The organism is Oleiharenicola lentus, from assembly GCF_004118375.1.
In the GTDB taxonomy this organism is placed as follows: domain Bacteria; phylum Verrucomicrobiota; class Verrucomicrobiia; order Opitutales; family Opitutaceae; genus Lacunisphaera; species Lacunisphaera lenta.
Map to the genome: position 1 here is coordinate 29778 of NZ_SDHX01000002.1, position 18687 is coordinate 48464.

The 18687-nt window shown below is 63.9% G+C and carries 14 protein-coding genes; 2 read left to right on the plus strand and 12 right to left on the minus strand.

From position 1 onward, the window contains the following. Nucleotides 1-12 precede the first annotated feature (12 nt). The 3 genes from ESB00_RS13825 to ESB00_RS13835 form a co-directional block, all read right to left on the minus strand. Nucleotides 13-1383, minus strand: a complete 1371-nt coding sequence (locus tag ESB00_RS13825; RefSeq protein WP_129048388.1) for an OprO/OprP family phosphate-selective porin — start codon at nt 1381-1383, stop codon at nt 13-15. A gap of 114 nt (nt 1384-1497) precedes the next feature. Continuing rightward, the gene (locus ESB00_RS13830) at nt 1498-1695 is read right to left on the minus strand and encodes a YezD family protein (protein WP_129048389.1); all 198 of its coding nucleotides are present in this window, start codon (nt 1693-1695) and stop codon (nt 1498-1500) included. Continuing rightward, nucleotides 1692-2276, minus strand: coding sequence for an RrF2 family transcriptional regulator (locus ESB00_RS13835; protein ID WP_129048390.1), 585 nt, complete (start codon nt 2274-2276; stop codon nt 1692-1694). Before ESB00_RS13835 ends, ESB00_RS13830 begins: the two co-directional genes overlap by 4 nt. A 141-nt stretch (nt 2277-2417) precedes the next feature. On the opposite strand from ESB00_RS13835, the gene ESB00_RS13840 reads away from it, so the two are divergent. Continuing rightward, the gene (locus ESB00_RS13840; RefSeq protein ID WP_129048391.1) at nt 2418-4208 is read left to right on the plus strand and encodes an SLC13 family permease; all 1791 of its coding nucleotides are present in this window, start codon (nt 2418-2420) and stop codon (nt 4206-4208) included. A 36-nt stretch (nt 4209-4244) separates the two neighbouring features. Here the strand turns inward: ESB00_RS13840 and ESB00_RS13845 are convergent, their stop codons facing one another. The 3 genes from ESB00_RS13845 to ESB00_RS13855 all read right to left on the minus strand — a co-directional run bounded on the left by ESB00_RS13845 (nt 4245) and on the right by ESB00_RS13855 (nt 9264). After that, on the minus strand, nt 4245-5027 hold the full coding sequence (locus ESB00_RS13845) for an MBL fold metallo-hydrolase (RefSeq protein WP_129048392.1): 783 nt from the start codon (nt 5025-5027) through the stop codon (nt 4245-4247). Between the two features lie 40 nt (nt 5028-5067). Then, nucleotides 5068-7158: an NAD-dependent DNA ligase LigA gene (ligA, locus tag ESB00_RS13850; protein WP_129048393.1), complete on the minus strand. Its 2091-nt coding sequence runs from the start codon at nt 7156-7158 to the stop codon at nt 5068-5070. A 279-nt stretch (nt 7159-7437) separates the two neighbouring features. Continuing rightward, on the minus strand, nt 7438-9264 hold the full coding sequence (locus tag ESB00_RS13855; protein ID WP_129048394.1) for an alpha-L-arabinofuranosidase: 1827 nt from the start codon (nt 9262-9264) through the stop codon (nt 7438-7440). 167 nt (nt 9265-9431) lie between these two features. Here ESB00_RS13855 and ESB00_RS13860 point away from each other — a divergent pair, with 167 nt between their 5' ends. After that, a complete protein-coding gene (locus ESB00_RS13860) occupies nt 9432-11039 on the plus strand; it encodes a hypothetical protein (protein WP_129048395.1) in 1608 nt (535 codons plus the stop codon). A 191-nt stretch (nt 11040-11230) separates the two neighbouring features. On the opposite strand, the gene ESB00_RS13865 is transcribed toward ESB00_RS13860, so the two are convergent. The 6 genes from ESB00_RS13865 to dnaK form a co-directional block, all read right to left on the minus strand. Beyond that, nucleotides 11231-11815 carry an LURP-one-related family protein gene (locus ESB00_RS13865; RefSeq protein ID WP_129048396.1) on the minus strand — a complete coding sequence of 195 codons (585 nt, stop codon included), beginning with the start codon at nt 11813-11815 and terminating at the stop codon, nt 11231-11233. 145 nt (nt 11816-11960) lie between these two features. Then, a complete protein-coding gene (locus ESB00_RS13870; RefSeq protein WP_218938761.1) occupies nt 11961-12908 on the minus strand; it encodes a PDZ domain-containing protein in 948 nt (315 codons plus the stop codon). Between the two features lie 765 nt (nt 12909-13673). Further along, nucleotides 13674-14303, minus strand: a complete 630-nt coding sequence (locus ESB00_RS13875; protein ID WP_129048398.1) for a hypothetical protein — start codon at nt 14301-14303, stop codon at nt 13674-13676. Nucleotides 14304-14469: 166 nt separating this feature from the next. Then, nucleotides 14470-16101 carry a chaperonin GroEL gene (groL, locus tag ESB00_RS13880; protein ID WP_129048399.1) on the minus strand — a complete coding sequence of 544 codons (1632 nt, stop codon included), beginning with the start codon at nt 16099-16101 and terminating at the stop codon, nt 14470-14472. A 47-nt stretch (nt 16102-16148) separates the two neighbouring features. After that, nucleotides 16149-16445 (minus strand): co-chaperone GroES, encoded by a 297-nt coding sequence (locus tag ESB00_RS13885; RefSeq protein ID WP_069960464.1) that lies wholly within the window; start codon nt 16443-16445, stop codon nt 16149-16151. A gap of 86 nt (nt 16446-16531) precedes the next feature. Beyond that, nucleotides 16532-18478: a molecular chaperone DnaK gene (gene dnaK, locus ESB00_RS13890; RefSeq protein WP_129048400.1), complete on the minus strand. Its 1947-nt coding sequence runs from the start codon at nt 18476-18478 to the stop codon at nt 16532-16534. Nucleotides 18479-18687 lie beyond the last annotated feature (209 nt).

Consider the following 18687-nt stretch of genomic DNA (forward strand, 5'->3'; position numbering starts at 1 on the left):
TAATTCTCCAGTTCAGAAAGCGAGCTGCACTCGGGTGATGAACGTGGTCTCGTCGTCGGCAATGAGCGCGTCAGCTGCGGGCGCCGCTCCGGGAGCGAGTTCAAATTTGTTCTGGAAAAGGTTGAAATTGGCCCGCACGGAGCGGGACAGGAACCAATTCAGACCGAGACCGTAGGCTGTGACCTGGGTGGCGCTGGTGTTGGGATTGGCCAAACGGGAGCCGGCCGGTCCGGCGAAGACGGTGTCGTCCACATCAAGGCCGGAGATCCGCCCGACGATTTCGAATGCGCCCCAGGTGCCGGCGGCGGGATTGAACACGGTTTTGGGCGTCACGCCGCGGTAGGTGGTGTCCTCGCCGGTCAGCACGTAGCCGACCGAGAGGTTGTAGCCGAAGTTCTCGACCTTCCGCACGCCAAAGGTCGGGCGCTGCACCTCGATGGAGGAGCCGACATACTCGGCGAGGATGCCGAAGGGCCCTTGGTAGAAATAGGCCTGCGGGGACCAGGTAAGGCCCTGGCCAGCGGCGACAACGGAAGCATCGTAGCTGAAAAAGGTTTGCTGGCCGTCGGTGCGGTAACCGCCGGTGCGCCCTGCCGTAGTGCCGTAGTCGCCGACGCTGACGGCGAAGCCGACGCCGAGACCGTTGAGCAGTGAATCTTTATCGTTTGCAAACGGTGTGGCGAACACGCGGGCCGCGATGCTCTTATCGCTGTCGCCATCGGGACCACTGGAACTGCCGCCATCGGGGACGCCGTTCAGCAACGCGACCGTGTAATTTACGGTCTTGCCCAAGACGTCGCCATGAATGGCGAGACCGACGTCGCGGTTGGGCGTGAGGTTGGTGGCGACGGAGCGCTCGTTGAAGAACGCGACCGGGTCGGACTGGAGCTGCTCGAGGCCGACGGGGGTCTTGAACTTGCCGAGGCGCACGTTGAAGGCCGGCGTGATGGCGGCGTTCAGGTTGGCGTCGAGGATCTGGATGGTGCCGGCCAGCTCGGGCTGGATGACATAGCTGAAGAGGTTGTTGAACTTGCCCTCGAAGATCAGGCGGGCGCGCCGGAGCAGGAAGGTGTCGGCCGGGTCGTTGGCGGCATCGTAGTAACGATAGTCGGCCTGCACCAGGCCGCGCAGGCGCAGCGAGGTGGCACCGTCGCCGGAGGCGATCTCGACACGGCTGTCGGCGGCGGTGACGGCAGTGGGTTTGGAAGCGGCTTTGGCGGCCTCGTCCTTGAGCTCATGCTTGCGCTCAAGGATCAGGATTTTCTGCTCAAGCTGGTGCAGCTGGTCGCGAAGCAGGGAGAGTTCATCGGCCGGCAAGGCGGCGGGGAGCGCCAGTAGCGCGATAAGCGCGGACGCGGTTGGGCGGAGACTGAAGTTCCTCATGGGAATGATGGTTTTGACTTGGGTGAGGAAACTTCCCGTGGTCGGGTCGGTTTGCTTGGGATGGCAGAGGTTTTGGCGAAATGCCTCCGCGGGAGAGCGGTCGGCGGAAATGGGTCACAGGGCGGTGCTGTCCTGGCTGTTGCTGGGCGGCGCGGTGATGCGGGTCTTCTCGGTCCGCTCGATCTGGGTCACCCGGCCGTCATGGACGACGAGCTGGACGACGCCGAAACGGAGCGTCTCGACTTTCTGCTGCACGACGCGCAGCCACTCGGGGGAAGCCGCGGGTGCGGCAGGCTGGCTGATTTGGCTCATATGGCATAATCTCCCAAAATCTGGTGGATGACTCCCTCGGTAGGACTGGAGACCGGGGCCCGCGACTTGGACGTGCGGCCCTTGGCGCGGGTCGCGGCCGGAAGGATCTGGCCGTCTGCGCTGAACGGCAGTGGCTTGCCACTCGTGAGCATCTTGCGCGTGGTCACCTCGACGACGTCGGCGAGCGTGTAGCGGTCGAGAATGGCGGCGATGGCATTGCGCACATCCAGCATGAGCATGCGCAGGCCGCAGTGCGCCTCGTCGGGGCAGTTGCAGGGCTCGTAGGCCGTTTGGCTGACGCAGCCGATGGGGGCGAGCGGTCCGTCAATCAGCCGCACGACGGCGCCGATGGGGATTGCCTCCGCCGGCTTCGCGAGACGGTAGCCGCCATGCTTGCCCCGCTCACTCTCCACGTAACCGGCCTCACGCAATTGCTGCATGACTTGCTCCAGAAACTTGATCGGCAGGTCCTCGGCCTTGGCCAGTTCCGTCACGCGCACGAGCCGGCGCCCGACCTTGGCGGCGATGCCAAGGTTGATCAGGGAGCGCAGGGCGTATTCGCCGCGTTTGGAGAGTTTCATAGGCCAGTGATTTAATCTACATTCCTTTAGTAGGAATTATAGCAATCTCTATTTGAGCAAGTTGTCATAAATCATCTGGTGACCGTTGCAAAACCTAGACTCGCCTTCGAGCCTGAGCCTAGTAAGCCGATTGCTGCCTTCATGACTTGGGAAATCGCCTTTGTCCTCGGCCTGCTGCTGCTGGCCCTGCTTGCGTTCCTGTGGGAGAAATACCCGCCGGACGTGGTGGCCTTGGCTGTGTTCTGTACCCTGCTCCTCACCCAGGTACTGCCGCGCGAGAAGGCAATGGCGGTTTTCGCCAACCCCGCGCCCATCACGGTCGCAGCTCTGTTCGTGCTCAGTGCGGCGCTAGTGCGCTGCGGGGCGCTGGACTACCTTTCCTCGTGGTTCGAGAAGGCGGCCGTCCTGCCCTACCAGATCGTGCTCTTCCTGCTAATCGCGCTCATCGCATTCGTGTCGGCGTGGATCAACAACACGCCCGTCGTGGTGGTGTTTGTGCCCGTGATCCTGAACCTCGCGCGCAAGATGAAGCTGCCCGCCTCGAAGTTCCTGATCCCGCTCTCCTATGCCTCCGTGCTGGGCGGCAGCTGCACCCTCATCGGCACGTCCACCAACCTCGTGGTGAATGGCATCCTCGTGGACCGTGGCGAACCCGCAATGTCGATGCTGGAACTCGCCTCTATCGGGGTGCCCGCCGCCGTGATCGGCGCCCTCTATCTCTCCCTCGCCGGCAAATACCTGCTGCCCGCCCGCGAGTCGCTCACCTCCATCCTCAGCGATGAGGAACGCCGTGAGTATCTCACCGAAGCTTTCGTCCCGCCCGCCTCACCCTTGATCGGCAAAAGCCTCAAATCCGCCGGATTGGTGTCGGCGCGCGGATTCCGCGTGATCGAAGTGGTGCGCGACGGCGTGGCCATCACCGTGGACCCCGAGGTCACGCCGCTCAGCGAAGGCGACCGGTTGGTGCTGTCCTGCCGTCCCTCGGGCATCGCCCGGGCCCGCGCGATGCCGGGTTTCGACTTCACCGCCGAAGCCGGCCTGGAACAGATCGCCGCCCACGAGGGCGTGGTTTTCGAGGGCGCCGTTGCCCCAAACTCGGAGCTCATCGGCCGCTCCATCAGCGAACTGAACTTCCGCCAGCGCTACCGCGCCATCGTGCTGGCCGTGTTGCGTGACGGAGAAAATGTCCGCGAAAAAATCGAGACCCTGCCCCTTCAGATGGGCGACATCCTGCTGCTGATGGGCACGCCGCAGGCCGTCGCCGGGTTGCGCCAAGGCGACGACATCATCCTCTTCGACCGACCGCCCCTGCCCTCGTTCTCGCTGCACACCCGCATCCCGCTCGTGCTCGCCACCCTCGCCGCCGTCATCCTCGGCGAAACTTTCGGTGTCGTGCCCATCGAGGTCGGCTCGATTGCGGGCGCGGTGCTCATGTGCCTCACCGGGTGCCTGAAACCCAAGGACGCCTACGACGCGATCGAATGGCGGCTGTTGTTTGTGATCTTCGGCATGCTCGCCCTCGGCGCGACCATGCAGCACACCGGCGCCGCCGCCTGGGTCGCCAACAACATCGTGAGCGGCGTGAACCTGTTCGTGAGCGGCCCGCATAAGCCGATGGTCATGCTCGCCTGTCTCTACCTCGTCACGATGGTGCTGACCGAGATTCTCTCCAACAACGCCGTCGCCGCTCTCATGACGCCCATCGCCATCGGCATGGCCGCCGCCGCCAACGTGGACCCGCGGCCCTTCGTCATCGCAGTCTGCTTCGCGGCCTCCGCCGCCTTCGCCACGCCGATCGGCTACCAGACCAACACCTACGTCTATGGCATCGGCGGCTACCGCTTCAAAGACTTCGTCAAGATCGGCGTGCCCCTGAACCTGATCTGCTTCGCCGTGGCCATGTATGTGATTCCGACAGTCTGGCCGTTCTGAGGCGTTTCTGCCGACCCCGACGCTCCCAGAGCGCCGCTACAGTCTGACCCGCAAGCCGTCATAAGCCAGCTGCACCCCCTGCGGAGCGAGCTTCTCGCTCCACGTCGCGTGGTCGATGCCGTGCGTGAGGTGGGTGATCCATGTCGCCTTGCCCTTTATCTCCGCGGCGGCGGCGCAGGCCTCCTCGATGTTCATGTGGGAGGGGTGCGGCTCGACGCGCAGGCCATCCAGAACGACGGCATCGGCTCCTTGGGCGAGCGCGACCGCTTCGCGGGGGATGCGCTTGCAGTCGTTGTAGTAGGCGAAGCGTTTGCCCGAGGACTTCTCTTCAAAGACTAGGCCGAGCGTGTTGATGCCGCCATGCGGGAGCAGCGTGGAGCGGATCGTTCCTTGGGGCAGTTCGAGCACCTCAGGCATCGGCGTGAGCTTGAAGGCGGCGTAGCCTTTTGTGATCGGCCGCTCCGCGATCGCGTAGGGGAAGATCGCCAGCACGCGCGCCATGCCTTCGTCGGTCGAATACACCGTCAGCGCGTTGCCGCCGATCAGGTCGCAAAAGCGCCGCAGGTCATCCATGCCGACGACGTGGTCGGCATGCCCGTGCGTGAGGATGAAAAAGTCCATCTGCCGCACGTCCTCGCGCAAACACTGCAACCGGAACTCCGGCGCGGCGTCCACCTGCACGTGCAGGCCGTCCATCACCACGTGGATGCAGGCGCGGGTCCGGCGGTTGCGGGCGTCCGGCGAAGTGCACACCGGACAATCACACGCGATCATCGGCACGCCCTGCGACGTGCCCGTGCCGAGAAAGATGATTTCCATGACCCGGCACGGAACACGGTCGGGCCGCCGCTGGCAAGAGTTACGGCAGCGCCAACATGGCCGTAAACTCCCTCGGCGATAGCACCCGCACACCGAGCCGCGTCGCCTCAGCCAAATTCTCCCCGGCCCCTTCGCCCGCCACGACATAATCCGTCTGCCGGCTGACGCTGTCGCGCACCACGCCGCCCGCCGCCTGCACCAGTTGCGCGGCCTGCGCGCGCGGGAGGCCGGGCAGCGTGCCGGTGAAGACAAACACCTTGCCCTGCAGATTCGCGCGGGCGAGCGGGTCGGCTTTGGCTCTGACTCCGGCTGCGATCAAGGCCCTGAGGTCGCTTTGGTTTTCCGCGCGGGACAGGAAATCCGCCACCGACTCGGCCACGGCCTGGTCCACGGCAGTCTTCAACCGGTCGCCGCCCAGTCGGGCAAAGCCGGCCAGATCACCCGCGAGGGCCGCCAACTCCCGCGAGGTGACCGCGCCAACCTGGGGGATGCTGAAGCCGGCAACAAAACGCCACAGCTCGGCCGACTTGCTCCGCTCGATCGCCGCCAACAGGCGGTCGGCGGTTTTCTCGCCGATGCCTTCCACTGCCAACAGATCGGTCGGACGCAGGCGGTAAAAATCGACCGGGGTTTTCAAATGGCCGGCCTTGACCAGCGCCGCGATGGTCGCCGCGCCAAAGCCGTCCAGATCCACGGCCTGCGCCGAGGCGAAATGCTCCAGACGGCGCTGCCGTTGCGCCGGGCACCGGGCATTCACACAGCGCACCGCGGCCTCGTCGGATTTGGCCACCAGCGGTGTGTCGCAAGCCGGACAGCGCGCGGGAAAAAGATATGGCCGCGCCTCCGCCGGTCGCCGGTCGAGGCGCACGCCCACGACGGCCGGTATAACCTCACCCGCGCGCTCGATCTCCACGGTGTCACCGAGGCGAAGGTCGCGTCGGGCAATCTCGTCGCGGTTGTGCAGCGTGGCCCGGCTGATCGTGGCTCCGCCCACGGCAACCGGATCAAACTCCGCCACCGGGGTCAGCACCCCGGTGCGGCCCACCTGCAGCGTGATGCCGCGCAAGATCGTGGCCGCCCGCTCGGGCGCATACTTGCAGGCGATGGCCCAGCGCGGCGCCGTGTCGGACTCGCCCAGGCGGGCGCGCAAGGCGACATCGTCGAGTTTTACCACGGCACCATCGATGGGAAATCCCAGCTTGGCGCGGTCACGGCTGAGCGTATTGACCGCCGCCCAAGCTTCGTCGGCCGTGCGCGCGATGCGGATGTCTTTGACCACCGGCAGGCCCCACGCGCCCAACTGGCCGAGGAATTCGAGCTGCGACTTCGGCGCCGCGCCGCCCTGCCACGCGCCCCAGCCGAACAAGACGAGGGAAAGCCGGCGGTCCGCCACTTCGCTGTCGTCTGCTGACTTGAGCGTGCCGACGGCAAGATTGCGCGGGTGCGCGAAGGGTTCCTCCCCCGCCGCCTCGCGCTCGCGGTTGATCCGGACGAACTCCGCAATCTCCACGTGGATTTCTCCGCGCAATTCAACGAGCGCGGGTGCCGGCTGCGCTCCGGGTCTGAGGGTGTGAGGCAGGGATTCGATGGCCCGCACCTGGGCGGTAACGTCGTCGCCCTCCTTGCCATCGCCCCGGGTCACGGCTCGCACCAGTTCACCGCGCTCGTAGGTCAGGCTGATGGCGAGGCCGTCGTATTTCGGCTCCACCACGAAGACGAGGTCGGTGCGGCCCAGCGCCTTGGTGAGCCGGGCATGAAACGCACGCCACTCCGCCTCGGTGTAGGCCTTGTCGAGGCTGCCCATGCGCTCCCGGTGGGGCACGTCGGGGAGCGACCCGGTGCGGTCGTCGCCCACGGCCGGCGCGGGAGCGGCGAGCTGCGGATTGGCCGTTTCCAGGAAAGCCAGCTCCTGCTTCAACCGGTCGTATTCGGCATCGGTGATCTCGGGCTTGGCTTGCTTGAAATAGAGGGCGTCATGCCGCGCGATCTCCGCCCGGAGTTCCTCGATTCGCCGGCGGGCGGACTCGTCGCCGGTGGTAACACCGATGCGCGCGGCCTGGCAGATGAGCGCGCAGACCAGAATAAACAGCAGTGCAACGCAACGCCGGGCAAGGGGTGCATGGCCAATCATGGGATTTGGGGTAATGCCGTCCTGGCCCAAGGCGGCGGGTTACCTCACAGCACAGCTCAATGCCCGGCGGGCGTCAAGGTGGGTGCGATGAGCGCAGGCCTATCCGCGGAAGGCCCAGATGCAGCTGGGCCGTGAATACCCAACAGGCTGTTGAACGGCTCAGCGGAAGCCGAGCCCTCCCCGAAGCAACACGCGCGAGTTTTGTAGCCCCGCTGGAGCCCAGCGACAGCGTGGTGACACGAAGCCGAAGACCACCCTCTCATCCCGCAGGCGCGGGATTCAAGCGCGGCTATATTTCCGGAACGTGCGGACCCACGCGAGCGCAGCGAGCACGCCGACAAACCAAAGCGAGGGCGCACCACCGCCGCCACCACCACCGCCGCCGCCCGTGCTGGGTGCGGTGGGAGTGGTCGGCGTCGTGGGCGTGGTTGGGGTCGTAGGCGTCGTGCTGGCGGGCGACAGCGCGATCACGGTCATCGAATACGGGGCAAACGAGGCGCTGAAGCTCGCGCCGGAAACCGTCATCGTCGAACTGGCGAGATCGGTGGCGCCGCTGCCGCCCGGCTTGGCGGCGTCGTCCTGCGGTTTGCCGTAACTGAAGACGCTCGCGGAGGAGGCCGGAGTGAAACCGTTCACGGTGAAATTCGCGGTGGTCGTGGCTGACGGGTCCTTGTTGATCACGAGGAGATTCGTGTCGCCGGCGAGCGTCTTGACGGCAAAGACCGAGAGGAGGCTGCTGCCGCTGGTGGCCTGCACGACCGAGTCGCCGTGGCGCGCAAACTTCGAGAGCAGCTTGAACGCATAGTAGGTCGGATAGCCTTCGTAGGAAGTGGCGGGACCGCCGGAAGCGGCCGAGGAAATGATGCCGTAGTCGCCCCACCCGCGCCAGCCGTAGAGGTCGGTGCCGTTGTTGTTGGTGAAATCGGTGCCGTTGCGCAGATCCCACCAAAGCAGCGCGTTGATCTCGGTCTGCATGACGTTGGCAATGCTGTCGGCGAGGAACAGGCCGTTGACCAGATTGGTGGTCTGCTTGCCGGGCTTGGCATAGACGGAGTTGTTTTCCGTGACGACGATCTCGACCTTCGCGCCCTCGGTCGCGCCGAGATAGTCGGTGACCATCTGCCGAATGGCGGCGGCATCGGTCGGCCAGGTCTTCGCCTTTTGGAGCAAGGTGGCGTCGTTTTCGTAGGCGCCGCCCCAGGTGATGGCGTCGGCCTTGGGCGCCTGCTCGTAGCGGTGGTAGATGACGGTATCGGGCGTCACGCCGAGTTCCTTGAGCCGGGCGAGCACGCGCGGCGTCCAGCCCTTCTTCGCCGCGCCGGTGCGCGGATTGGTGACGAGCGGGGTCTGCGGGGACTTGGCGTCGAGTTCGTCCTCGTTGGCCTGCACGACCACGCCGATCTTGATCGTGGGGTCCACGGCCTTCATGCGCGTGATGTAGTCCTTCGCGCGGGTGGCGTAGGTGAACGGGTCCCACTGCACCGCCTGCTGATCGGTTTCCCAGGAGCCGTAGCACTCGTTGCCGATTTCCCAGTATTTCAACGCGTAGGGCGTGGCGCGGCTGCGACGCAGGAAGTTCATGCCGTCGTCGGTGCCGAGCGGGGCGGCGGCGCGCAACGCGGCCCAGGTGCCGGCGTTCTGCCAGTTATAACCCTTGCTGTCGGTGCCGATGGCGGCGTCGGACGTGGTGGCGGCGTTGGCGTAGGCGACCCACGCGGCGGCTTCCTCGGGCGTGCCGCTGCCGTAATTGACCGTGACGAAGGCCTGCGCGTTCACACCCGTGATGAGGTCGGCGAACTTGTTCATGCCGCTCGACCAGGTCCAGGTGTTGTTCAGGGTCTTGTTGACGCGCCAGTGATACTCGTCGGACAGCGAGCCGCCGGGGATGCGGATCGTGCGCACGCCGGCCTGCTGGATCAGGTTGACCGTCTGCGCGCTGCCCGCCTCCCCGTCCCACATGGTGGCGTTCAGGCCGAACACGCGCTCGTCCACGGTGCGGACGGCGGTGCCGGTGTTGACGGTGACCGCGACGCTCTGCGCGAGCGCCAAGACCGGGCTGAAGAGGACGCAGGCCAGGCTGCGCCAGGTAACGGACAGGGAGTTCATGGGGTAAAGGAGCCTAAACTGGAACTGGAGACAAAATACCCTATTCGCCGCTATTTCGCCATGAGTTGCTTGTCCCGACCATTGAGAGACTTTGCCTGAAGCCATGGGCCATCCGGCCGGGCCACTATGCGTTTGCCGCGAGACGACCGGGAGCGTATCAACGCCCCATGAGCATGCTCACCGGTTGCAGGATCTTCAACGTCCTCGGCGGCTTGGCCGTCCTGGGACTTCTCGCAGGGTGTTTCGAAACGAAGCAGGAATTCACGCTCAACCCCGACGGCTCGGGCAAGGTGGTCCACTCGTCCACGTTCCAGACGATGGACATCACCGGCGGCGGCCAAGGCGGCACGGAGAAGCAGGCCAAGGCCGCCGTCGCCGAACTCCTGACCAAAGCGAAGGGCGTGGACGCCTGGCGCGACGTGAGCCACGAGATCCTCGAAGACGGTCGCATCTCCTTCAAGGGCACGGCCTATTTCCGCAACCTGTCGGACCTCGACATCCCCAACCAGACGATGCTCGAGTTTGACTGGGTGCGCGACGGCGGCACCGGCACCCTCAGCCTGCGCGCCAAGGACAAGCGCGAGGGCAAGAAGGCCGCCAAGACCGCCGACGAAAATCTCACGCCGCAGCAGGCCGCCGCCAAGATCAAGGAGGGCCGCGCCAAATATCAGCAGATGAAGCCGATGATGGCCATGATCATGGGCGCCATGAAGCACGAGGTCGTGTTCCACCTGCCCGGCCGCGCGGGGAAATCCACCGCCTTCCAGAAAGACGGCGCCGGTGGCCTGAGCCTGAGCTTCGACGGCGCCAAGATGCTCGGCGCCATGGACGCGCTGATCAACGACGACACCTGGATGGCCCGCAACTCCGGCGTCATGGACCCCGAAGCTGGTCCGCCCATGGACGAGGAAATGAGCAAACTGCTCTTCGGTGAGAAGGGCCCCGTGCAGGCCACCGTCACCGGGCTCGGCAACAGCGCGGTGTTTGACTACGAGGCGGAGGTCGCCGCCGCCCAGGAGGAATTTGCCGCCCTCCGCGCCGAGCTTGGCGCCGGTCCCGTCGCGGCGGCCGCGCCGGCGCAGAGCGGCGAGCTGAAAAGCGTGCGTGTCCTCGGCGTGCGTCTCGTGCGCGAAGTTCCCGAGGGAATCAGCGTCCGCCCGTTCAACGAGGAGCCGGGCTATTCCGTGGCGCTGCTGGCCGAACTGCCCGGCAGCGTGCTCGCGCTGACCGAGGAGTGCGCGCTCGAAACCGCCGTGGCCGACGACGGCACCGACCTCCTGCCCGAGTCGGAGTGGAGCCGCCGCATCTCCTTCCCCAGCCTGTCCGAGGACAAAACGCACGTGATGTTCGACGCCAAGCTCGCGTTGCCCGGTCGCGGCGTGAAGGGCATCCGCGAAGTCTCCGGCCACCTGCAGTTCACCGTGGCCGCCGGCACCAAGGAAGTGGACCTCGGCTTCGCCAAGTTCGCGGCGGGCACGGCCGGCAAGGCGCTGGAAGCTCAGATCGAATCCCTCGACGGCCAGAACCTGGAGCTGAAGATCGCGCTGCGTCCCGACGACATCAAGGCGCTGTTCCTCGTCGTGGGCGGCAACAAGACCGAGCTGAATCGCCGCGGCTACAGCGGCTTCAACGACAGCTACACTTACACCTACGAGTCGGAGCAGGGCTTCCCCGCCAAGGCTAAGCTCGTCGTGGAAACCTACGCCGACCTGCAGACCTTCACCGCACCCTTCAAGGTTGAGAACCTCACGCTGCTGGGCGAACCGGCGGAGTGACGGGCGGTCAAGCTGGGGTTGGAGCCCCGGCTGTGGCCTTTCCAAAAATGTGTAGCAGCGCTTGAGTCCCGCTGTTGCGGGATGAAAGCGTGGCGGTGCAACACCACGTTGTCGCTACGCTCCAACGCAGCCACAGTTCAGTCACCCCTTCCAGCAGGACCGGCCGAGTTGATCTGGCGGATATCACCCGCTTACTGCTTTTCCTTCAGCACCGTGTCGATGGCGATGGCGGCGGCGATGAGGAGCGCGTTGTTGGCCGTGCCTTCCTTGATCTCGACGATATAGTTGTCGGCCGAGGTGAAGAGCTCCTTGCCGAGGCCGGCCCACTTCTTGGTGACGAGCCCCATCTCCTGGCCGGTCGCGTCGAGGAACTTGAAGTTCCAGCCCTTCCAGTCGCCTTTCACGTCGGCGAACTGCTGGCCGTCGGGGCTGTAAACGAGGAAGCCGCCGCCGAGGCTGAGGATCTTGGATTTGAAATAGCCGAGCTGCCCGCCCTGAGCGTCGAAGACCGTCACCTTCTTGCGGAGAAAGCCGACGTTGCGCTTGATGATCAGCACCGGCGGCTGGTTTTCGCCGGGGGCAATTTCGACGGTCGTCGGCATCAGCGACTTGTCGATCAACAGGCGGAAGAACTTCACCAGCCCACTGACATTTTCGCGGGCGACGCCAACAACGGCCTGGGTGTCGGGGTCCAGAAGGTCATAGGTGTCGGTCAGCTTGATGACCGCCACGCGCTCACGCACAAACAGACGACGGTAGTCGAGGAGGTGGGGCATGCGGACAGACAACCAGCCGCGTGAAATCGTGGCAAACGTGCAACGGCGGTGGAAGTGTCATAGGCCCGCGCCAGCCAGACTGCGCTTGTCGGGCAGGAGTATCAATGGCCATAACCTGACTATTCCGGCGCCCTCTTGCGCCCCTTCATCTCCGCACTGTAGCGGGCTCGATCACGCCAAGTGGCCACAGCGGCGAGGTCTTGCCCACTTGGTTGAGCCAGAAATCCATCTCGGCGTGAAAGCCGGCCGTCGCCGCATCTATCGGCAGTTCAGTCTCCTGGCCGAGCTTCACGGCTTTCTCCAAGCGGCCGGACGGCGATGTCAGGTAGGCCACGCCGCTCGTTGCCAGGGTCGTGACGACCGACGCAAGCGTTTGATCCGGTGTGCGGCTGGGCGTGGTGCCGCCGAATACGCTTTGGTTGTTAGACCGCACGATGGCCTCGATAATGATGTCGGTCCGGCCGCGCTGGCGGCTCACCCACATCCGGTGACCGCCGCGCTCGTCCCACAGCGTCCACTGAAAACAAAGAAACGAGGGATTGGCCGCATCCGTGGGCAGATCGAACCCTTTCTGGTAGGTCTCGCGCAGGATCATCCAGATGCCGTTGTTCAGGATCTCCTCCGCCCTCGTCGCCAATGGTCCGGGTTCCGGGACTCTCACGGGCTTCCGGTCCGGCGGCGTTTGCCAGATGGTAGCTCCCCAATGGGGCGCGGCCGTGGGCAGTTCCAGCCGCACGAAGCGTGTATCCCCTTTCGCCCACACCGACTCGACCACGAGCGTCCAAAGGATGCCCGTCGCACCGGACTCGATCTCGGCCCACTTCTTTTTCTGCAGCCGTTGCCACTCCCGCAAGGCCCGGCTGTGGCTGCCGGTCGGCATATTGTCCGCCAGCACAATTCGATCTCCCGGCCGCAGGCCGGCCTTGGACGCCGCCGTGTTGGGCAGCACCATGTCCACCACCGGCGTGAAAGTGCGCAGCAGGCCGGAGGACCGGCTGGAATCAAACACCGGCGACACCCGAAATCCGAAATCTTCCACCGGATCACCGACCACTCTCAGCGCGGGCAGCTCAACCGTCTTCTCCTTGGCCACCGGTTTGTTCGCCGTGTCACCCAACACATGCGGGGCTGCACTCAACAGGAGGACCGCCCAAATCACGAAGGAAAGGCGCTGAATCCGCATCGCGGATACCTACCCGGCCACCCTGCTCTCGCAAGAGCTGATTCAGGACTCGGGGGAGGAGCAGCCCGCAAGCGGGCTAAACAGAGTAATGTTCACCACCAAGACACGAAGCCGCACAAAGGTCGGACCGAACCGTTTTAAGCGCGGAGAAAGGCAGGAGGGCCGCAGAGAGATTGGGGCACCCCAGCCACAAACTACAAAGCTAGACCCCTACTCGGCCCGCTCGGCACTGGTTCAATTTGACCAAGTCGACAAACCACGCGACCTTAGAGCCATGGTCCTTGAAGTGCTATTGGCGCTCCTGATTTTTTTTATCGGCCTTCCGCTGCTATTCATTCTACTTCACAGCGCGTGGTCATTCATGCTCGAATTTTTCGAAGGGCTTCGTGAAGCACTCCTTTATGCTGTCCGCGCCCTATTCCGGCCAAGATTCTGGAAATTACTCGGCGCTTTTCTCGCATATGGGACGGTAAACACTGGGGCTCTCTGGTTGACTATTTATCTGAAGGAAACTGGCATTGCTCTCTACCTTTGTGTGACGGCTGTCTCTAGCTTATGGCTTTTCAGAATCGTCCGACAATCTGCACGATCAGGCGAAGAAGCTGAATCAGCTAGTCCCCATAAACCCGACGCCATATAGGAGCTATGGGAGGAGGGATTAGAATGTCTCCCATGCTAATCTTGGGGGCTCGCGTGATAATCTCTACTCGATTTGCTACTCGCACCTATTTCTGGGTTCACTTGAAAGGAGTCCAGTTGCTCCTCAGAAAATGCTATGAATTTTTGTGTCCACTCAGGATCACTTTGAATTGCTGTGAGGGAATTCTTGGTCGCACTGGACATAACCTCCATGAACTCGATGATACTCACGATCGCGTGCGGCTCATGCTCAAACTTGGCAGTTTTCATCCTGTCCAGCAGTGCAGCCACATTCACCGCGTGCTCTGGAAGGTCAGTAAACGCAATTCTCCTACAAGTGCCATTTTTGACCTCGCTCGACTCTACCGTGAAACCGTGGAGAACACCGCATCTCGCAGCATAAATTTCGGTGCCTGTTACAGGCACGCTTAGCTTTGGCACGACATTACGGTCGATCCACTCAATAGTCTTCGATTTCGTCGACCAATAGCGCTGTGCGTCTTTATCGGTCATGGCCGCTATTACGTCGCACCAACAAAACAGTAGAATCTGCGCTGGCATGCGCAACTTGTTCAAAAGACAAACCTGAACGCCTTCCTCAAGTATGCGAAGATTACGAGCAGCAGACAGAAACTCAGGACAATTCTTTTGTGAGGATTCGCTCATTAAAATACACTCGTAGATAATAAAAGGCGCTTTCCCGTCGGGGAAAGCGCCTCGAAGTTTTAGCTGAGACTGGAGAGTCTCGGGCTCATCGGACTTAGCCTGGCCAAATCATCGATTTGTCCACCCCGGCTCCGGGTTGACCGGAGCCGAGGCCGACGAGTCGGGGTTAATAGTCCATGCCGCCCATGCCGCCGCCGGCGGGGGCTGCGGGGGCCTTCTTGTCCTCGGGGAGCTCGGTGATCATGCACTCGGTGGTGAGCAGCAGACCCGAGATCGAGGCCGCGTTCTGGAGCGCGGTGCGGGTGACCTTCGTCGGGTCCACCACGCCGGCCTTCACGAGGTCCTCGTATTCGCCCGTGGCGACGTTGTAGCCGAAGTTGCCCTTGCCGGCCAGGACTTCCTTCACGACGACGCCGCTGTCGACGCCGGCGTTGGTGCAGAGCATGCGGATCGGGTGCTCGATCGCGCGACGCACGATCTGGGCGCCGAAGGCCTCATCGCCCTCGAGCTTGAGGGCCTCGATGGCCTTGACGGTGCGGAGGAGCGCGACGCCGCCGCCGGCGACGATGCCCTCTTCCACGGCGGCACGGGTGGCGTGCAGCGCGTCTTCCACGCGGGCCTTCTTCTCCTTCATCTCGGCCTCGGTGGCCGCGCCGACATTGATGACGGCGACACCGCCGGCGAGCTTGGCGAGGCGCTCTTGGAGCTTCTCGCGGTCGTAATCGCTGGTGGTCTCCTCGATCTGGCGGCGGATCTGCTTCACGCGGCCCTGGATGTCGGACGACTTGCCGGAGCCCTCGACGATGGTCGTGTTCTCCTTGTCGACGACGATGCGCTTGGCCTTGCCGAGGTCGGACACGGTGAGGTTCTCGAGCTTGAGGCCGAGGTCCTCGGTGATGCACTTGCCGCCGGTGAGGACGGCGATGTCCTCGAGCATGGCCTTGCGGCGGTCGCCGAAGCCGGGGGCCTTGACGGCGCACACGTTGAGCGTGCCGCGGATCTTGTTCACGACGAGCGCGGCGAGGGCCTCGCCCTCGACTTCCTCGGCGATGACGAGGAGGGGCTTGCCGCTCTTGGCGACGGTCTGGAGCAGCGGGAGCAGCTCCTGGAGGTTGGAGATCTTCTTCTCGTGGATGAGCACGTAGGCGTCCTCGAGGACGGCCTCCTGGGCCTCCATGTTGGTGGCGAAGTAGGGCGAGAGGTAGCCCTTGTCGAACTGCATGCCCTCGACGACGTCGAGGGTGGTCTCGATGGACTTGGCCTCCTCGACGGTGATGGTGCCGTCCTTGCCGACCTTGTCCATGGCGTCGGCGATGATCTCACCGATGGTGGTGTCCCAGTTGGCGGAGACGGTCGCGACCTGGCGGATCTCTTCGCGGTCGTTGACCTTCTTGGAGATCTTGGCGAGCTCGGCGACGGCGGCCTCAACGGCCTTGTCGATGCCGCGCTTCAGGTAAACCGGGTTGGAGCCGGCGGTGACGTTCTTCAGGCCCTCGCGGTAGATGCCCTCGGCGAGCACGGTCGCGGTGGTGGTGCCGTCACCGGCGCTGTCGCTGGTCTTGGAGGCGACCTCCTTGACCATCTGGGCGCCCATGTTCTCGTAGGGATCGGGAAGCTCGACTTCCTTGGCGACGGTCACGCCGTCCTTGGTGACGGTCGGGGAACCGAATTTCTTGTCGATGACGACATTGCGGCCCTTGGGCCCGAGGGTGACCTTAACGGCCTTGGAGAGAACCTCGACGCCGCGGAGCACTTTCTGGCGGGCGGCTTCGTCGAACAGGAGTTGTTTGGCTGCCATAATTTTTTCTAAGTTTAAGTTTTAAGTTTAAGTTTGGGTCGTGGGCCTCAGGCGATGACGCCGAGGATGTCGTCTTCGCGGACGAGGGTGAACTTTTGGTCGTCGATCTTCACCTCGGTGCCGCCGTATTTGGAGATGAGGACCTTGTCGCCGACCTTCACCTCGAAGGGCGTGACCTTGCCGTTCTCATCTTTCTTGCCGGTGCCGAGGGCGATGACCTTGGCCTCCTGGGGCTTTTCCTTGGCGCTGTCCGGGATGATGATCCCGCCGCGGACCTGTTCCTTCTCCTCGATGTGCTGCACGAGCACGCGATCACCGATGGGTTTGATATTCACTTTAGCCATGTTGGTTATGTGGGTTTGGGTTGAAGTATGTGGTGGATAAAATGCGAACCCGCTCCCGGAAAGGAGAGGCGGGCTCGCGGGAAAGCTTACTTCTTCTCGTCGTCAACGATCTCGACGTCGGCATCGACGACCTTGCCGTCGGCCTTCTTGGCCTTCTTCGGCTCGGCCGCAGCGGCGGCGGGCTCGGGCTCCGGTTCGGCACCCGGCTGGGCGCCGGCGGCGGCCTGGGCGGCCTGCGCCTGCTGGTAAAGCTCGGCGCCGACCTTCTGGAGATTTTCGAGGGCGGCCTTCATCTTGGCGACATCGGCGGACTCGAGGTCCTTCTTGGCGTCGGCCACGGCCGTCTCGATCTTGCCCTTCACGTCGGCGGGGACCTTGTCGCCCGCGTCCTTGAGGCTCTTTTCCATCTGGTAGATGGTGGTGTCGAGCTGGTTCTTGGTCTCGACGGCCTCCTTGCGCTTGGCGTCCTCGGCGGCGTGCAGCTCGGCTTCCTTGGTCATCTTCTCGACCTCTTCCTTGGAGAGGCCGGAGGAGCCCTGGATGGTGATCTTCTGGTCCTTGCCGGTGCCCTTGTCCTTGGCGTGGACGTTGAGGATGCCGTTGGCGTCGATGTCGAAGGTGACCTCGATCTGCGGCGTGCCGCGCGGCGCCGGCGGGATGCCGTCGAGCTTGAAGGTGCCGAGGGTCTTGTTGTCGCGGGCCATCGGGCGCTCGCCCTGGAGGACCACGATCTCGACGCCGGGCTGGTTGTCGCTGTAGGTGGAGAACACCTGCGTCTTCTTGGAGGGAATCGTGGTGTTGCGCGGGATCATCGGCGTGGCGACGTCGCCCGCGGTCATGATGCCGAGGGTGAGCGGGGTCACGTCGAGGAGGAGCACGTCGCGCACCTCGCCCTTGAGCACGCCGCCCTGCACGGCCGCGCCGATGGCGACGACCTCGTCGGGGTTCACGCCCTGGTGGGGCGGCTTGCCGCCGAGCTGCTTGGCGATCTCGACGACCTTGGGCATGCGGGTCATGCCGCCGACGAGCACGAGCTCGTCGATCTTGTCGGTGGAGACGCCGGAGTCCTTGAGGCAGTTCTTGAAGGGCTGGATGCAGCGCTCGAAGAGGCTGTCGCAAATCTGCTCCATCTTGCCGCGGGTGAGCTGCACGTTGAGGTGCTTCGGGCCCGAGGCGTCGGCCGTGATGAAGGGCAGGTTGATGTCGTAGGTGGTGGCGGACGAGAGGGCGATCTTGGCCTTCTCGGCCTCTTCCTTCAGGCGTTGGAGGGCCATGGCGTCCTTGCGGAGGTCGATGCCGTTCTCCTTCTTGAAGGTGTCCACGAGCCAGTTGATGATGGTCTCGTCCCAGTTGTCGCCGCCGAGGTGGGTGTCGCCGTTGGTGGCCTTCACCTCGAACACGCCGTCGCCGATCTCGAGGATGGAAACGTCGAAGGTGCCGCCGCCGAGATCGAACACGGCGATCTTCTCGTCCTTCTTCTTGTCGAGGCCATAGGCGAGCGAGGCCGCGGTGGGCTCGTTGATGATTCGGAGCACCTCGAGGCCGGCGATCTTGCCGGCGTCCTTGGTGGCCTGGCGCTGGGCGTCGTTGAAATAGGCGGGGACCGTGATCACGGCCTGCGTGACCTTTTCGCCGAGGTAGGCCTCGGCGTCGGCCTTGAGCTTCGCGAGCACGAAGGCGGAAATCTGCTGCGGCGCGAAGGTCTCGGTCTTGTCGCCGGCCTGCACCTCGATGTAGGCGTCGCCGTTTTTGCCCTCGACGACCTTGAACGGCATGTTGGCGGCCTCGGCCTTCACTTCGGAGAACTTGCGGCCGATGAAACGTTTCGCGGAGAAGATCGTGTTCTTCGGGTTGGTCACGGCCTGGCGCTTGGCGGCCTGTCCGACGACGCGCTCGCCGGTCTTGGTGAATGCGACGATGGACGGCGTGGTGCGCGCGCCTTCCGCGTTGGGGATGACGACGGGCTCGCCGCCCTCCATGATCGCCATACAGGAATTCGTGGTGCCAAGGTCGATGCCGAGAATCTTGCTCATACCCGCGCTCTAGCTGGCAACGTGCCCCGGCAACGGGACATCATCGCTACTTGCTGAGAGACATCATTTTAAATTGTTAAAGGCTCAATTCCAGACTCCTGAAGTTGAGCCAAAACGGGCCGCAATGTCCCACTTCACCCGAGACGTGTCACACCGCTGGGACAGCGGGGTGGCACAGTGAAGACCACGCTTTTATCCCCCCGATGGCG

Coding starts and splice junctions, on each gene's coding strand:
- ESB00_RS13855 (WP_129048394.1), bottom strand. CDS start 9,264: ATGAACTCCCTGTCCGTTACCTGGCGCAGCCTGGCCTGCGTCCTCTTC.
- ESB00_RS13860 (WP_129048395.1), top strand. CDS start 9,432: ATGAGCATGCTCACCGGTTGCAGGATCTTCAACGTCCTCGGCGGCTTG.
- ESB00_RS13825 (WP_129048388.1), bottom strand. CDS start 1,383: ATGAGGAACTTCAGTCTCCGCCCAACCGCGTCCGCGCTTATCGCGCTA.
- ESB00_RS13865 (WP_129048396.1), bottom strand. CDS start 11,815: ATGCCCCACCTCCTCGACTACCGTCGTCTGTTTGTGCGTGAGCGCGTG.
- ESB00_RS13835 (WP_129048390.1), bottom strand. CDS start 2,276: ATGAAACTCTCCAAACGCGGCGAATACGCCCTGCGCTCCCTGATCAAC.
- ESB00_RS13875 (WP_129048398.1), bottom strand. CDS start 14,303: ATGAGCGAATCCTCACAAAAGAATTGTCCTGAGTTTCTGTCTGCTGCT.
- ESB00_RS13885 (WP_069960464.1), bottom strand. CDS start 16,445: ATGGCTAAAGTGAATATCAAACCCATCGGTGATCGCGTGCTCGTGCAG.
- groL (WP_129048399.1), bottom strand. CDS start 16,101: ATGGCAGCCAAACAACTCCTGTTCGACGAAGCCGCCCGCCAGAAAGTG.
- ESB00_RS13845 (WP_129048392.1), bottom strand. CDS start 5,027: ATGGAAATCATCTTTCTCGGCACGGGCACGTCGCAGGGCGTGCCGATG.
- dnaK (WP_129048400.1), bottom strand. CDS start 18,478: ATGAGCAAGATTCTCGGCATCGACCTTGGCACCACGAATTCCTGTATG.
- ESB00_RS13840 (WP_129048391.1), top strand. CDS start 2,418: ATGACTTGGGAAATCGCCTTTGTCCTCGGCCTGCTGCTGCTGGCCCTG.
- ligA (WP_129048393.1), bottom strand. CDS start 7,158: ATGATTGGCCATGCACCCCTTGCCCGGCGTTGCGTTGCACTGCTGTTT.
- ESB00_RS13830 (WP_129048389.1), bottom strand. CDS start 1,695: ATGAGCCAAATCAGCCAGCCTGCCGCACCCGCGGCTTCCCCCGAGTGG.